This is a genomic window from Cellvibrio sp. (assembly GCF_039207905.1).
Taxonomy (GTDB): Bacteria; Pseudomonadota; Gammaproteobacteria; order Pseudomonadales; family Cellvibrionaceae; genus Cellvibrio.
This window is the reverse complement of record NZ_JBCECX010000004.1, coordinates 45,257-59,788: the sequence shown is the minus strand read 5'-3', so window position 1 is coordinate 59,788 and position 14,532 is coordinate 45,257. Positions and strand designations below refer to the sequence as shown.

At 49.7% G+C, this 14,532-nt stretch carries 12 protein-coding genes; 6 read left to right on the top strand and 6 right to left on the bottom strand.

Translation table 11 applies throughout. The features are described from left to right. The first annotated feature begins 293 nt into the window (after positions 1-293). Positions 294-416 (top strand): hypothetical protein, encoded by a 123-nt coding sequence (locus tag AAGC78_RS03185; RefSeq protein WP_435782586.1) that lies wholly within the window; start codon positions 294-296, stop codon positions 414-416. A 32-nt stretch (positions 417-448) separates the two neighbouring features. Beyond that, positions 449-667 carry a hypothetical protein gene (locus AAGC78_RS03180; protein WP_435782585.1) on the top strand — a complete coding sequence of 73 codons (219 nt, stop codon included), beginning with the start codon at positions 449-451 and terminating at the stop codon, positions 665-667. Positions 668-672: 5 nt separating this feature from the next. Here the strand turns inward: AAGC78_RS03180 and AAGC78_RS03175 are convergent, their stop codons facing one another. The 3 genes from AAGC78_RS03175 to mutY all read right to left on the bottom strand — a co-directional run bounded on the left by AAGC78_RS03175 (position 673) and on the right by mutY (position 3,864). Next, positions 673-2,199: a response regulator gene (locus AAGC78_RS03175; RefSeq protein WP_435782584.1), complete on the bottom strand. Its 1,527-nt coding sequence runs from the start codon at positions 2,197-2,199 to the stop codon at positions 673-675. 240 nt (positions 2,200-2,439) lie between these two features. Then, a complete protein-coding gene (locus AAGC78_RS03170) occupies positions 2,440-2,718 on the bottom strand; it encodes an oxidative damage protection protein (RefSeq protein ID WP_435782583.1) in 279 nt (92 codons plus the stop codon). A 9-nt stretch (positions 2,719-2,727) separates the two neighbouring features. Continuing rightward, on the bottom strand, positions 2,728-3,864 hold the full coding sequence (gene mutY, locus AAGC78_RS03165) for an A/G-specific adenine glycosylase (RefSeq protein ID WP_435782582.1): 1,137 nt from the start codon (positions 3,862-3,864) through the stop codon (positions 2,728-2,730). A 194-nt stretch (positions 3,865-4,058) separates the two neighbouring features. On the opposite strand from mutY, the gene AAGC78_RS03160 reads away from it, so the two are divergent. Further along, the gene (locus tag AAGC78_RS03160; RefSeq protein ID WP_435782581.1) at positions 4,059-7,553 is read left to right on the top strand and encodes an InlB B-repeat-containing protein; all 3,495 of its coding nucleotides are present in this window, start codon (positions 4,059-4,061) and stop codon (positions 7,551-7,553) included. Between the two features lie 430 nt (positions 7,554-7,983). Further along, positions 7,984-8,193 carry a hypothetical protein gene (locus AAGC78_RS03155; RefSeq protein WP_435782580.1) on the top strand — a complete coding sequence of 70 codons (210 nt, stop codon included), beginning with the start codon at positions 7,984-7,986 and terminating at the stop codon, positions 8,191-8,193. 175 nt (positions 8,194-8,368) lie between these two features. Here the strand turns inward: AAGC78_RS03155 and AAGC78_RS03150 are convergent, their stop codons facing one another. Next, on the bottom strand, positions 8,369-10,573 hold the full coding sequence (locus tag AAGC78_RS03150) for an AsmA family protein (RefSeq protein WP_435782579.1): 2,205 nt from the start codon (positions 10,571-10,573) through the stop codon (positions 8,369-8,371). Between the two features lie 377 nt (positions 10,574-10,950). Between AAGC78_RS03150 and AAGC78_RS03145 the strand changes: the two genes are divergently transcribed. Continuing rightward, positions 10,951-12,429 (top strand): RICIN domain-containing protein, encoded by a 1,479-nt coding sequence (locus AAGC78_RS03145; RefSeq protein ID WP_435782578.1) that lies wholly within the window; start codon positions 10,951-10,953, stop codon positions 12,427-12,429. Between the two features lie 61 nt (positions 12,430-12,490). On the opposite strand, the gene AAGC78_RS03140 is transcribed toward AAGC78_RS03145, so the two are convergent. Beyond that, a complete protein-coding gene (locus AAGC78_RS03140) occupies positions 12,491-13,237 on the bottom strand; it encodes a hypothetical protein (protein ID WP_435782577.1) in 747 nt (248 codons plus the stop codon). A 197-nt stretch (positions 13,238-13,434) separates the two neighbouring features. On the opposite strand from AAGC78_RS03140, the gene AAGC78_RS03135 reads away from it, so the two are divergent. Further along, positions 13,435-13,701, top strand: a complete 267-nt coding sequence (locus AAGC78_RS03135) for a hypothetical protein (protein WP_435782576.1) — start codon at positions 13,435-13,437, stop codon at positions 13,699-13,701. A 9-nt stretch (positions 13,702-13,710) separates the two neighbouring features. Here AAGC78_RS03135 and cysE read toward each other — a convergent pair whose 3' ends face one another. Next, on the bottom strand, positions 13,711-14,532 hold the full coding sequence (gene cysE / locus AAGC78_RS03130; RefSeq protein ID WP_435782575.1) for a serine O-acetyltransferase: 822 nt from the start codon (positions 14,530-14,532) through the stop codon (positions 13,711-13,713).

The window sequence follows — 14,532 nt, the reverse complement described above, 5'->3', positions numbered from 1 at the left end:
CCCGCCATCAGCGAGCGCGCAGATAAAATTAATTAGCCACAACTTTTATAAAGATGTGTTAATAAAAACGAGTAACGCGAAATTGTGCAACTGATTTTGAATGAGCCTATGACTAAAAGTAATTAGCCACATAACCCTAAAAATAAAAGTTGGCGCGATCTATGCAAAAACCCTAAGACAATCGCTTAAAGCATTAAAAATCATCAATTTAGTCGCTTTAATAAACATCTGATGATTTCCAAATGTCTTAATTTCAAAATCATGGAAGTATTTGCAAAAATGGGAGCACTGAAATGCTGGAACTGATGAATCAAGAACAGATGTTTAATGTTGCTTTAGGAGCAACAGTCCTGGTTTGGGTTTTAATTGGCGGTGCTTATTTCAAGCTGGTGGTAGGTGGCCGGCTGGCTAATTAATGTGATAAGACTTTATTAATTGAGGGTGCGATATGAAAACAGGCGAGCGTTTAGATGTGTATACAGTAGATGGTAACTCCATCGGCTATTTTCTTGATGGCCGCCTGTACGAATATGCCACCAGTACTTGTGTAGGATTTGTGGATGACCAGAATCGTTTTATCAGCCAGTCACAAATCGTAGGTCGTTTGAATGGCTCACGCCTGATTAAAAATGATGGCACTACATTTAATCTCACCAAACAACACTAACCCAATCACTGTGCCTGTAACCGCTGCACGATTTCAGAAATTTTATAAGGTTTAGAAATCACAGTGAATTGGGCCGAATATTCAGCCTGCTTCTCCACCATCTCAGCAGTGTAACCTGTCGCAAGAATTATTTTTAACGCGGGATTCATTTCCATTGCGATACGAGCCAACTCAAGTCCACTCATGCCCGGCATAACAATATCGCTAAATAATAAATTCAGATCCTTATGTCGCTGTAATAATTCAATTGCGTCGCGACCATTGTTCGCAGCGAATACATCGTAGCCCAGCGCACGAAATAATTGAGCAGCAGTATCAAGCACTTCAGGCTGATCATCCACCACTAACACTTTGCTATTCTTAGCTGCCACATTTTTTGTGGAACTATCACTTTCTGACACTGGCATATATAAGCAGATTTCAGTACCCTCGCCCAGTGTCGAGCGGATTTCCATTCCACCTTCAGACTGCTGCATCAATCCGTAAACCTGACTCAAACCTAAACCGGTTCCTTTGCCAATCGGTTTGGTGGTGAAGAAAGGTTCTACCACTTTATCCAATTGTTCAGTGTCGATTCCATGACCGGTATCTTTTACCGACACACAAACATAACGGCCAGCTTGTAGCCCTTTCACCTGATTATATTTTACTTCGGCCAAGTAAGTGCTTACGGTAACTCTGCCGCTTTCGGCAATTGCATCGTTGGAATTTACAATTAAATTCAACAGCGCCGCTTCAAAACGCACCGCATCAACTAACGTATCGGGTAAAGCCGAGGCCAAATTCAATTCAAATTGCACTGCGCTTTTTAATGCACGCCGCAAAACACTCTCAAATGAAATCACAATACGATTCAGGTCATGCAATTCCTGCTTCAGCGGTTGCTGGCGCGCGAAGCTCAACATTTGCTGGGTGAGATTTGCTCCGCGCGTCGCTGCGCTTTCCATGCTATCCAGAATTTTGGTATGCGAGGGATTGGTAGTGGTGAGACGTAAAATTTCAATGCCGTTCGCGATTACGCTGAGCAGATTATTAAAGTCATGTGCAATTCCACCCGTGAGTCTTCCGAGCGATTCCACTTTTTGCGATTGGAACAACGCTTCTTTTGCTTTCTCAAGCAGTGCAGCAGCTTCACGACGCTCGGTAATATCGCGCGTGATTTTGGTAAATCCAATTAATTCACCTTTGTTATCACGGATGGGATCAATAACTACTGTTGCCCAGAATTGCGTACCGTCCTTACGCACACGCAGACCTTCATCTTCAAACTTTCCACATTCAATTGCCGTTTTCAGCGCACGCGCAGGCACACCATTGGCGATATCCGTGACTGTATAAAAGCGGGAAAAGTGTTGACCGATAATTTCCGCAGCCGTATACCCTTTAAAGCGCTGGGCACCGACGTTCCAACTACTGACAATACCCTCAGGTGAGAGCACATAAATCGCGTAATCAGCTACACCCGCTACAAATAGCCCAAAACGATCGGCTTCCAATGCGGCTGAGTGTAAATCTGTGGCTTCGTTGGTCATGGTGCTTCCGGCAGGTATCAGCTAGAAATTGTTATTTTTTGTAATACTACACCCATGTTAATTGAAGTGCCGCACTTATATCGCGCTTAAACACAACGGCAATGGAGATAAACGAGTATTAATCGACAAAATTTTCAATTAAATCGAGCGCTTTTTTGTTTTTGATAAAGAGCTTTTGCAAATCAGCTCTTTATCAAAAACCAATTATTCCGCAGACATTACAGAAGGGAGATGATGCAGTTACTCAGACTTAGCCGGCGGCACATAGCCATCAGCAGCATCGTAGTTGTCACCGGATAAAAATTTGGTCATCTGTTCGGTCAAATAGACTTTGGTGCCCATGTCCATTACGTTCAGGCGTTTTTCATTGATGAGCATTGTCTGGTGTGCCATCCACTCTTGCCAGGCTTTTTTTGAGACGTTGGCGTAGAGGTCCTGCCCTTTGGCGCCAGGATAGGGTGGCATGTCCAAGCCTTCCAATTCTTGTTTGTATTTGCGGCAAAAAACCATGCGGGTCATGTTTGTTTCTCACTTACTTTTTGTTGATCGGGTTTTACGTTGGGCTGCAGCTTTTGCTTTCGCCGTAGCTTTTGGTTTTTCCGAGGTTTGATGGACGCGCGGGTCGAGCTGCGCGAGTTTTTCCAATAATTTTTTTACCGGCGCAGCGAGCCCCAAGGCATCGGGCTGATGGGGATTGTACCAGTGCGTGGCGGCTTCACCGATAGCACGCGGGCTTTTAGCCAGTTGGATGAGCACTGGTGTGATATCCAAATGATAGTGACTGAAAGTGTGGCGATAGCTATTCCACTCTTCCAACTCGACGACTTTGCCGTAATGATCTTCAACATATTCCTGCGCGTCGCGCTCGATATCCAATTCGGGGAAACTCCACAAGCCACCCCAAATCCCCTGCGCCGGACGCTGCTGCAATAACAGGTCGCCCGCCGGATTGCGCAGCATTAACAGCTGCACCGATTTTTCAGGCAGCGCCTTCTTCGGTTTTTTACCAGGATAGGCTTGGGGATTCCCCTGCGCGAAGGCGACGCAGCCTATGTGTATCGGGCATTGCTCGCACTTGGGTTTACTGCGCGTGCAGAGGGTTGCGCCCATATCCATCATCGCCTGGGTGTAATGATTCGCACGGGTTTTCGGTGTATAGGCCTCGGCGATTTCCCAGAGTTGGTTGGCGACATCCAACTGCCCCGGCCAGCCATCAAAGGCGTGATAGCGGGCGAGCACGCGCTTTACGTTGCCATCCAAAATAGCAGCCCGCTTTTGGAAGGCGATGCTGACAATCGCCCCCGCAGTAGAGCGGCCAATACCAGACAACTCGGCCAGTTCAGCAACGGTTGAAGGAAACTCGCCGCCGTATTGCTCCACCACCGCTTTTGCACACTTATGCAGATTGCGCGCCCGGGCGTAGTAACCCAAGCCAGTCCATAAATGCAGCACTTCGTCGATAGGTGCCGCCGCCAGGGATTCTACTGTCGGGAAGCGCGCAACAAAGCGTTCGAAATAGGGAATGACGGTGGTGACCTGGGTTTGCTGCAACATAATCTCAGACAGCCAGACGCGATAGGCGCTGATGTCCTGCTGCCAGGGCAAGTGTTTGCGCCCGTGCTTATCAAACCATTTCAGCACCGGCGCGGAAAAAGAAGAGGCCATAACTACTCGCAAATAAACCTGTAAACACACCAATAAGTTCTAATAACTATCCATAAACCGCATGACTAGCCCATAAATCACATGGATGGCGGTCAAAAAGTCACCTACAATTTGCCGCAAAAAATAACGCACTATTTCCCGCTCTGCACAACCGAGCGGGACATTACTACATTTACTCAAAAGGAATAATAAAAATGAACTCAAGCCATACAATTAGTCGCTGGCTATTGTTGAACACCACCCTTGGATTTGCACTAGCGTTAAGCGCCTGCGGCGGAGGTGGTGGAGGCAACAGCAGCGGTGGAGGAACAACATCCGCCGCCAGTACCATCTACTCGGTTAATGCCACTGCAGGACAAGGCGGTAGTATTTCCCCGGCCAGTCGCACTGTTACATCCGGCCAAACCACAACATTCACCTTAACTGCCAACTCTGGCTACCACATTGAAGGGGCGTCCGGGTGCAATGGCAGCCTGGTTGGTAACCTCTACACCACAGGCTCTGTCACTGGCAATTGTACGATAACCGCCAACTTTGCTGCGCAGCCTACTCACCCGGTTGCCATCAAGCAAAATGCTGGTGGCAGCGTTAGCCCTACTTCAGCTTCCGTGGTTGAAGGCACGACAGGACGGTTCACCATCACCCCCGATACCGGTTATCGCATCGCCAGTGCAACCGGTTGTGGCGGAGCGCTGGACGGCAATATCTTTACCACTTCACCGGTAACCGCAGCTTGTAGTGTGGATATCAGTTTCGAGCAACAACAACTGGTGATTAACACCGAACTGGTCGGCTCAGGATCCATATCACCACGCAAAATCACGTCGCTCTATGGTATGGATTTGTATTTCTTCCAAGGTAACGGCGCCTATTTTTTCCCTATACCAACACCGGGTTACGCCGTATCCAAGGTGAGTGGCTGTGGCGCTATTTGGACCAAGGATGCACTGATGATTAATGACCTGACTGCCGACTGCACGCTGCGCGTGGAATTTACAGTGGTCGATTATGAAATTTCAACGCTGATCAAGGGTGATGGTGCGGTGACCCCCACGAGTATCACGGCGCGCTATGGCGATGAAGTGCATTTTAAAATTACCCCCGGAAGCGGCAACAAATACAGCTTTAGCCAAGGCTGCGAGGGCTATTTCGACAGTCAAGACAACGAGTTTGTGATCCCTTCGGTGACCAGCTCATGCCAGCTACAACTGAGTTTTAATGACACACAACATGTCTATTTTGCCGATCCTAAGCTAGAGCAAAAGGTTCGCGCCGAATTATCGATTACCCATGACCAGCCACTACTGCCAACAGACCTGGAAAAATTGCAGCAGCTCGATGCAACCCAAACCAATATCCAATGGCTGGATGGACTGGAATATGCCAAAAACCTGAAATCACTGCACATTACCAGCAACCACATCACCAATCTCAGACCTCTGGCAACACTGCAAATCGAATACTTATATCTTTCCCAAAATCCGATCACCAACGAACAGCTCGCGTTTTTGTCCAAAATGCCCTTGCGCACCCTTGCGCTGGATAGAACCCAAGTGACCGATATCACGCCACTGGCAAACAACAAACAACTGGAGTATCTCAGCATTGGCTTCAGCTTGATTCAGGATTTATCGCCCCTCCAATCGCTGGCAAACCTGACGACCCTGAATGCCGCCAATAGCTCGGTGACCGATATTACTCCTTTACTCAGTCAAGGCCTGGCGAAGCTGAGCAGCGTCGGGCTTGGTGGCTGCCTGAAAACCCGGGGATTTTCACGCGCCCTCCCGGTTGTCGATGCACTCAAGAAAAAAGGTGTCAGCGTGGAGCTCATCGCCCCCAATAGCTGGCCCGAAAAAGAATGCCCGCCCAATGATTTAATTGATGAGGTTATCCTGAGTGGCAAGGTGCAAGATGGTGAATTGGAACTCAATTGGCAGATCCCTTCTACTGACCAAGGTCCCTGGTTATGCGAACTGCATTTCAACCTGGACAGCCAATTACCGCGCTTGCCCGCCAAGGTGATTGAAAATTGCCATACGCAGACTAGTATCCGCCTCGCAGGTTATAACCTGCATGAATACGCACCATTTCTAGTTGTTGATACCGGCATTTACAAGGCACGAAAAACATCTGCCCCCATTACGGTGACCACCACAAACAAGCCGCAAACTGCCTTTTTGCAATCCTACGATTGGGCGCAAACCATCATAAAAACCAATCCATTATTGGTAGCAGGTAAAGTGGGAACCTTGCGCCTGCATGTCAACGCGCCAACGGCTACACCAATACCAGAATTACAGGTATTTGCAGAGCTGGACGACCAGCGCGAAGCAGTGCCCGTGACGCCACCTACGTCCATACCAACAGCCAAACAACACGATAAACGCAACCAGAGCTTTTACAGCCACATCCCGGCGCGACTAATGCAACCAGGGGTAAAAATTGAAGTAGTACTTGCAGGTACCAGCCAACTGCAATTGCATCCACAATTCGCCAAGGTAAAAGGGATTAATCTCCGTCTGATTCCATTCCAGTTAAATGGACTGGTTACCGCACTACCCACCGACGAATTGGTGCGCGACAGCCTGACCCGTTTCTGGCCACTGGGCGAAATTCAAATTTCACGCAGGGCACCATATCAACTTAGCCAAACAGTTGGGCAGAACACCACGACCTCAATGCTGAATGAGCTTGCCGACCTTCGGGCGATCGAAAATGGAACCGGCTATTACTATGGTTACTTCGACCAAAGCTTCACCAGCGGGTGGTTTGACGGACGCGGATTTACACAGGGCATGGTTGCGGTGGGTGTTAGCCGATCGGTTGTATTGGACACAGTTCTTGCCCACGAATTAGGTCATAACTTTAGTGTGAATCACGCGCCCTGTGGTGACGCGGGTAGCGCGGACGCCGATTTTCCATACACCAACGGAGCAATCGGCAGCTACGGAACAGATCAAGATTACACCACCATTTTCACTCCTGAGCTCAAAGACCTGATGGGTTATTGCGGGGGCGACCATGTATCAGATTACAACTATGAAAAAGCCCAAGACTATTTAGATTCGCTGGTCGGTCAACCTCATGTCATCAACACAGCACATGCGGCTATCTCAGCACGCAAATCAAGCACCGCAACCAATGCCCACAGCAGCCTTTATCTACGAATTGCCGTTACCGGGACCGGAGCACAGATTGTGCAGCAAATCGCCCTCCCGCATTTGCCCAAGCTGCAAGCAAGCAACACACATCGGGCACAGGTAGATTTTGCCGATGGCAGCCAGCGGGATTTGCCTGTTACATTCCTACAATTTGACCACGATGCCTCACCGGGCGAGTATCAGTTGCAGTTAGCAATTCCAACCGATGAGCAGCAGCCCACTCGCCTCATCTTATTGGAAAATAAAAAAATACTGCTGGAGCATAAATTCGCGTCCAACACTATCAAAAATAAAACCACCACAACACAGTCAAAAGTTAATGTAATGAGCCGCAGCACCGCACAGCATCAACTGCATTATCGCAATAATGAGATCTGTGTCGACCTATCATCCAGTGCTCGTCATACAAATTTGCTCTGGCACCACACCGATGGAGTCATCGCCCTGGCACTTAATGAAACTGCACAACACTTCTGTCGTTCGATCAATGATCTGCCAGCAGGTGAAGCTGAATTGCAAGTGTTTTAATAACGATCTCCCCCTTTGTTTAACAACCAAAGGGGGATGGTTTCGCAGCAAACAAAATACCAAACCACACTACATCGTTAGATGTCACATCAACTAATGCAGAAAGCTATTTTTTACAAAAAAATTTGCCATTTCGGGGTTTTTTGAAACTCATTGCCGCATATACCTGAATAGCAATTATGGAATTGAGTGGATTGAACCAGAAAAATTCACTCAATTTACCATCCCATCCCTACTGATGAAGTAGCTCCAAAAGCAGCTGGATTACAGGCAAACAAGCACTGGATTGCAGTTAATCAGTCCTGCCATCTACTGATGGCCAAACATCACTACAGCCCAATATAAAATTGGCATATCGCTTGCTTAGTCATAATCAAGAAACAAACAAGTGTTTCAATTTAACATCAACACGAGAACAAGTAGGTATCCAATGATGACACCAAAGGAATTAGGAAAGTGGGCCAAGACTGTTGGCATAAATGCACCAACACTGGATGCAGGTCTGGATTGCTGGATAAAAAATGCAACACCGGAAGAGCGCAAACAATATCAAGTTGAATGGTGGGAAGGTTGGTACGAAGCGTTGGATGAATTTATTTCGTTTCAGCAAGCCAATTACGAAAATCGTTCTGCCGCTTAAGATTTTTGTTGCAGCTCACGCGTGCCATACTGGAACACGCGTGAGCCTGATTATTTAGCTATTACATTATTCTGATTACACCGCGCACTATTTTTATCCTTTCTATTTTTTAACCTCCCTGTATTTAATATCGATTTCATTCGTTATCGCTGTGAATAAACAGCGCACAATAGTTTTATTGCGCAGCTGGTGATTCGCTTTCTGTTTCAGTTGCAGCAGCACTGGTCGCAGTGTCTGTTGCAGGAGCTGCGGCGGCAGATGAAGCAGCGCCTTTATTTAAACGCTGTTGCAACTTATCGAATAATTTGTTTTTCTCTTTTTCCACTTTCTCTTTTAATTCTTCTTTTTTCTCTTCGTATTTTGCACCATGTTTTTCTTTGAGTTTGTAGACGGCGTAATCTTTGGTTAGCTCACGCAATAGAGCGCTGTCGGGGCGGCAATCTTTAAGGGGATTGATTTCATCGAAGGATCCGCGGCAACGCAGCAATTCCAGACCGCGCTCCAGCCAGTATTGGCTGCCAATGCTGCAACCGCCATTGCCCGCACTGGTAGTCACTGCAACTTGCTCGGCAGTCACTGTATCGGTTTTATCTTTCAATAATTTAAAGGGCAGGAAAATATCGTATTCATCGGTGGCGAGATTGATTTTACCGGTTGAACCCAACTGTAATTTATCCACACCGGCTTTAAAGGTATCGATAGTAACAATTTGATCGCGAATTTTGATTGCACCAGACAGCTCGCTCATTTCGGTGTACGCATCCCACTGCTGCGCAGGATCTTGCGATTGGTTGACCAGATTGACTAACTTACAAAACTGCTCCTCCAGATTGATTGGTGACACCTGCACCTGTGCGCCGGAGAAGTTTGCATTGCTGCGCAGCGACTTAAATAATTGGTTGGTGCTATTACCTTGCGCAGAGCCGAGTGCGCGCATTTGTATCGCGCCTTTTAAGCCGAATTTGGAATCCATCTCCTGATCTTTTAGCAGCGGCGCCAATTCCAAACCGGTGACACCGGCATCAAATTGCAACTGCGATTGTGCGCCGCGCGCATCCAATTGGCCTTTGGCGATTATCGTGCCCGAGTACGCTTTTGCACTTAACTCCGGCTCGATCATGCCGTTTTTGGCGAGCACTTTAAGCACTACATTTTCCAGATCGATTTTATTGATCGTTAATTTTTGTAGCGATAATTTTGCGTTGATATTCAAACCGCGCAGCATCTCAAGCGGTAATTCGGTATCTTCCGCCGGGGATTTTGCGGACGGCGTGGCTGGTGCGTTAGCCGCGGTAGAAGGTGCAGGCTTTTCAGCCGGTGGCGGCAAATAATTATCGGCATTGAGTGTATCGCCATCCAACACCACCTTGAGTGCGCTGGTGCTGAAATCGGTCACGGCAATGCTGCCTTTGAATGAGGTGCTGTCAAATGCTAACTGCAAATTGTCCAGGCTCACTTTTGTTGCGGTGCCGTCAATATTGGATGAAAACGCGAGTTTGCTGAATGCATTTTTATCCGCCGTATCGAGCGTTGTGCCCAAAGCGGTGAGCAATTTGCGCGCGTTGGTTTCAGCCAACTTTATCTGGCCTTTGTAGGTGAGATTTTTTTGCAAATCGGTCAGCGCGAGTGAATAGCCAAGATCTAGTGCGGCTGATTCTTTGCCTTTGATATCCAGCTTCACCTTGCCGTCATCCAACTTGATGCTATTGAAGGTGCTGTCGACACTGAGGTTGTTGTTCAACTTGCCCTGCACCTCCAATTTATCGCCCCCCTCTGGCGCCAGCTCGGCGACAAACGACAATTCAACCGGGAAAGGTGTTGAGCGCAAATTGACGTCGCTCATCGATAGATTTAAATCGCGCAGTTCAACTTTCTGGCCGGATTGTGCATCGGTGTAACTCACCTTTGAACTGGTAAGGCTGATGTGCTGAATATCTAACTTGAGATTCGAATCAGCCGCGGGTGCCGGTTGTGGTGGGGGAGTTGTTTTATCTTGTTTGATCAGTGCTTCCCAATTGCCTTTGCCGGCGGCGTTCACACTGAGCGAGACATTCGCGCCATCAACGGCGACGTGATCCACCTTGAACTCACCGGAGAACAGCGGCATCAATGCCAGCATCAAACTCGCTTGCTTGATCTCGGCGATGGACTGGGCTGGCTGCTCCAGCGCGGCAACCCGCACCTCATTCACCGCCACCCCCAAACTGGGCCACAGATTCCAACCGAGGTCGCCGTTAATCTGCAGGGCGATTCCCTGGTCTTTGGCGATTGCCTCAATGCGAGGCTTGAATTTGTTGGCATCCACCAGAAAAACAAATGCCAATACCGCAATCAATATCAGCCCAAAAAAGGCTCCGACAATCTTTACCGCAAGTTTCATAACAACAACCTCCCAGCGTCCTTTTGAAGCACAGCGTAATGCAACGCAACCTGCCTGATCAGATGTTTTGGCACGTCACTAGTTAAGTTTAGAAGGGAGTTTAGGAAGAAAGTGCCACACACACCAACCAAAAACAGACACGGTTCACAGTTTTTAACCCCGCCGTTCTAGATATTTCAGTGCCACTTTTACTCGAACCTGGCACCTCCACTGCCACTTTAGCTGCGCACCGCAACTGGGGTGCGCGCGCTACACGGAAGCTTATGCTGGAACGGTTGCCATAGTTTCGCGCCCTATCCCGGCAGATTCCGTTCGGCAGCACCCACTCGTTCTGGCTCTTACAACAACCGCCCAATAACAAATAATACGGTGACACTATGAAAACCCTTTTACCCCGCTGGCTAAGCACCGGCATCCTGACTCTTGGATCGATTTTTATCCTCAACAGCGCACAGGCCAACACAGTTCCCGCCGGAGATCGCATCCTGATGGGCGCCTTTGTCGACCGCGATTGGACCGCCGCCAACCCCTGTGGTGACAAAATCACCCACGCCTGGGAATGGGCTGACAACAAGCAGTGGTACGGCAATGCCGCGCCCTACTTTGGCAAAATCTTCCCCGAGGTTTTCCGCCCCGATGGCAGCAAAAACTGGTACTACCTGTGGAAGGATGAAATCAGCAAAATCAAAGCCCAGGGTCGCGTGCCTTACATCAATCTGGAGTTCCACGGCGAGTTGGCACTGCGCGACAACAGCAAATGCTGGTGGCGCACCGCGGCGAATAACCAGCGCGTCGGCCGCAATGTGATCGCGCAAATTCTGGATGGCCAGCACAACGATATCATCGACAACATCGCCCACGGACTGAAAGCGGAAAACGTGCCGGTGCTCATCGACCTGTTCCACGAAGCAAATGGCAACTGGTATGACTGGTCGCCCTGTAAACACAACGAAACCTGGGCGCGCTTCCGCGATGCTTACAAACATGTGGTCAACCGCTTCCGCGCTGTCGGCGCCACCAACGTCAGTTTTGCCCATTCGCTCTGGGCAGTGAACCATGGCTGTGAAGGTACCCGCGCGGGCAATCCGGATTTATACGACCTCTATATTCCCGGCTATATGGATTGGTTGGGGCTGGATATTTATTCCGGTGATGGCGGCAGCTTCGCGGCAGAAATGCAGCCTTGGTATGGACGCCTGGCATCGACCGGACGCCCGCTAGTGATCGGCGAGATGGGTGTGGCCAGCGGTGGCAACAAACTGCAGTGGATGACCAATTTCCGTAACGATCTGGTTACCAAATTCCCGTCGGTTAAAGCCTTCAACTGGTTTGATATCGACAAGCAGGGCGAAGCCAACTGGCGCATCGATAGCGAAACTTACAGCGGCGCGCACTTTGCCCAATTGATGCGCGAGCAACCGCGCTACGTCGGCGCCTTCGGCACCTATGAAATCAAAAACAAAGCCAGCGGCAAATGCCTTGATATCAGCTCGGCCAGCACCGCCAACGGCGCAAAATTGCAGGTCTACACCTGTAATGGCACCAACGCACAGACCTTCACTCTCACCGACCTGACTGGCTACAAAATGGAATTGCGCGCACTCAACAGCGGCAAATGCGTTGATGTAGCGGCGGCGGGTACAGCTGACGGCACGCTCGTCCAACAGTGGGACTGCAACGCGAGCGGCGCGCAAACCTGGACCATGAAAGTCATCACCTGGAGTCCGCTGGAAGTGGAATTTGCCGCAGCGCACTCGAATAAGTGCCTGGATGTGGATATGGGCATCGGCCCGAAAGTACACCAATGGTGGTGCACCGGCGGCAATGCGCAGCGCTTTGTGTTGAATAAGCGTTAATCTATGGGCAATAAAAAACGCGCACCCGAATAATCGAGTGCGCGTTTTTTTAAGTAGCGAATTAGTTGCCGGAATCGGCCAGACGCAAGCCGCTGATATCGGGAATCACTGGCTTCACCTCGGGCTTAAGTTGCCCCAAGTCACTGCCTGCTGGCGCCAAACCGAAATCACCTACTTCAACAACGGCTGGCAACACAATCGGGCGCTCGTCTTCTGTCAGCAAATCACTGCCCGCCTCGGCGATTTCCCAATCCTCAAGTTCAATTTCGACCAAGGGCAATTCGAACTTTTCATCGGCGCTGATCAGATCCTCACCGACGGCGGCCAAGCCCAGATCGGGGGCGACAACTTGCGCAAAGATCTCTTCCTGTACCTCGCTGTTATCCACCAGATTACCTTCGGCGGGGCGCAAGCTCAGGCTTGATATATCCACCTGAACCGGAGCCGGTTGTGCAGGACGCTCACGTGCAGGTAGCAGATCCGCACCAAGCGGCGCGAGTGTCCAGCGCGCGTGGGCCGGTTCAGGTTCACGCCGCACGGGAGCTGGTTTGGGAGCGGCATTGGCGGGGCTATTGTCAGTGGAACAGATTTCTACCATCGCACCGGCTTTGAGCAGCGCATCGCGATACTTATTCGCGGTGGCTTCATCCAGATTGCGCTTGAGCGGCACGGGGCGACCGGTAAACAGGGAATCTACTTTGGCCGCGTCTGCTTTGAACAACTGCTGCAGCTTGAGTTTCACATCGGCCAACTGGTGACCGAAAACAATATCGCCGCGAAAAATAATGTCGAATTCAGGTGCGCTCATAAATCCAAAAGCCTGTCAGGAGAATGCTCTGCCTAAATGATAGCACCCGCACCTTCAATTGCTGCCGAATCTGCAGCTGCGAGCGCAAGAGCGATAAGTAACGCACAGAATGTAACCAATCAGTCTTAGTAAAAACTGGCGAGCCACGCAGGCCGCGACCATACTGATTATCTACACTGCGAGGGAGTGGTCGAACTATGTTGCCTTTTATCCAAAAGAAACTGCAAGACAATCGATTGGTAGTAGACGGTACGCTCAGTGCCCACGGCAATGCGCGCATCAAGGTTGAACAGGACATTGCCTTTCTCACCGACCGCATCGATGCGATGAAGGTACACCCACGCCCCAACACCATGCTCATCGAGCACTACCAATCCATGCTTAAAAGTCGCGAGTCAGTACTCAAATGGCTGATGGATGGCTGCGACGATGAAACCACTTCTATCAGCGAACGTAGCGCCTGACCCACTTACTCAGTTATTGCCATCTTCATTGAGGTGGTGATCCATATCTAACGCCGGGATGTCACCTTTGGGGCGCCCAACCGGTTTCGCCGGAACTCCCGCCACAGTCGTATGGGGCTCAACCGCATCCAGCACGACACTACCTGCACCGATTTTTGCGCCCTCGCCTATCTCAATATTGCCTAAAATTTTTGCACCCACGCCGATCAAAACCCCGCGCCGGATTTTCGGATGGCGATCAGTCTTCATGCAGCCGCTACCACCGAGGGTTACGCCGTGCAGCATGGACACATCATCTTCAATCACGGTGGTTTCACCAATCACCACACCTGTTGCATGGTCGATCATAATCCCGCTACCGATTTTTGCACCGGGATGAATGTCCACATCAAACGCTTGCGAAATCTGGTTCTGGAAATAAAGCGCGAGCGGATTGCGCCCCTGCTGCCACAACCAATGGGCAATGCGCCAGGATTGCAGCGCGTGATAGCCCTTAAAAAATAAAAACGGCATGCAGTACTTATTGCATGCTGGATCACGCTCGCGATGTGCACGAATGTCCGCGCGCATCGCGAGTTCAATAGTTGCATCAGCACGCATCGCTTGCTCAAACACTTCGCGCAACATCATCGCTGGCAACGTTTGGCTATCGAGCTTATTGGCGAGATGAAAACTGATCGCCGCCGGAAAAGACGCGTGGTTTAAAATCGCCGCATGATAAAAACTCGCGAGCACAGGTTCATCTGCACTCGCTTGTTGCGCCTCGTTGCGAATCTCCTGCCACACATCCAGCGGAGCTGCCACAGTTGCGGTTGTCGATGAAGTAGCCAT